We start from the raw sequence: 1,666 nt of genomic DNA, 5'->3' as shown, positions 1-1,666 counted from the left end.
GAGACCACCCGCGAGCGCGGCGGCGGAGAGGCCGACCGAGCTGACGACCGCCGTGGCGGCACCGCCCGAGACCGTCACCAGGAAGACCGCGACCGTGCCGGCGCCCCCGGTGATTCCCAGTACGTCGGGGCTGGCCAGCGGATTGCGTGCGACCGACTGGGTGACGGCCCCGGAGACCCCGAGCGCGAACCCCACCACCAGTCCGGCCAGTGCCCTCGGCATCCGCAGTTCCATGATGACGAATCGGTCCACCTGCTCGCCCCCGCCGAAGACCGTGGCGATCACCCGGGACAGCGCGATGGGAAAGTCCCCGACCGCGACGGAGAGGCAGAAGACGAAGAAGACCGCGACAGCCAGCACGAGCGTGACCGTGACGATCCAGGGCCGCCAGACGAACGACACCCGGCCGAGCCGCACCCCCGGGGCCGGGGAGAGCGATCGCTGCACTTCGGTCCCGTTCACAGCCTCTGTCCCGTTCACGCGTTCTTGAACTTTCCGCGCCAGACCAGGACCGCGAAGAACGGCGCACCGAGCAGGGCGACGACGACTCCCGCGGCCAGCTCCCCCGGACGCACCACGAGACGCCCGACGATGTCGCAGACCAGCAGGACGACGGCACCGAGGAGGCCCGCGTACGGTACCAGCCAGCGGTAGTCCGGCCCGGTGAGGTGCCGGGCGATGTGGGCCACCATGAGCCCGAGGAAGGCGATGGGACCGCACGCGGCGGTGGCCGCGCCCGCCAGCAGGGTGATGGCGAGGATGCCGACGGTCCGGCTGAGCGCGATGTTCACGCCCAGCCCGCGCGCCACGTCCTCGCCCAGGTTGAGCAGGTTGAGGGCGGGCAGCGTGGTCAGCGCGAGGACCAGCCCGACCGCCATGAAACCGGTCAGTGGCCAGATGACGTCGAACCCGACGCCGGCGACGGACCCCGCGTTCCAGAACCGCAGCGCGTTCAGCGATTTCTGGTCGGACAGGGCGACGGCCGTGGTCATCGCCGCGAGAAACACCGTGACGCCCTGGCCCGCCAGGGCGAGCGTCAGTGGATTGCCCGCTCCCCGTCCCACGCTGGACAGGCCGAACACGACGACTCCGGCGACCGCCGCCCCCAGGAAACCGAACCACACGTACTGGAACGGACCGGCGAAGCCGAGCAGCCCGATCGCGGCCACCACGGCGAAGGAGGCGCCGGAGTTCACGCCGAGCAGCCCGGTGTCCGCGATCGGGTTGCGGGTGAATCCCTGGATCAGCGACCCGCCGACGCCCAGGGCGACGCCGGCCACGATCGCGAGCACGGTACGGGGCACCCGGACGGTCCGCACGATGAGCCTGATCTCGGTGAGGCGCCGGTCGGCGTCCGGCTCGGCGAACAGGCCGTGCCACACGTCGGCGGGGCTCAGCGCGCGGGCGCCGACCGCCAGCGACGCGACCCCCGCGAGCACGACGATCAGGGCGAGCACGCCGATCCCCACCACTCGTCTTCGACGGGCGTTCGTCGCTCCCCGGGGCACCGGGAGCTCCACCGTAGTCGTGGTCATGTCGTCGTACGTTATCCCTTTGATCTTCGATGCCCGCAGGGTGGTCGGCCAACTCCGCTGATCTCAGGTCCGGTTACGGCCACCCCCGCCCCGGCAGAGACTACCCGCGGGGCGGCGCGCGCCCCCCCCAG

General features: G+C 71.7%; 2 protein-coding genes. Both read right to left on the bottom strand.

The window, feature by feature from the left end:
• On the bottom strand, nt 1–462 hold a 462-nt coding region (locus ACFWEP_RS33130), incomplete at its 3' end, for an iron chelate uptake ABC transporter family permease subunit (RefSeq protein WP_387375773.1).
• Between the two features lie 14 nt (nt 463–476).
• A complete protein-coding gene (locus tag ACFWEP_RS33125) occupies nt 477–1,535 on the bottom strand; it encodes a FecCD family ABC transporter permease (protein ID WP_387375771.1) in 1,059 nt (352 codons plus the stop codon).
• Nucleotides 1,536–1,666: the final 131 nt, after the last annotated feature.

Origin of the sequence: Streptomyces sp. NPDC060198, assembly GCF_042728415.1 — a bacterium.
GTDB lineage: Bacteria > Actinomycetota > Actinomycetes > Streptomycetales > Streptomycetaceae > Streptomyces.
The sequence above is the reverse complement of the archived record's forward strand: the minus strand, read 5'-3'. Positions and strand labels throughout refer to the sequence as shown.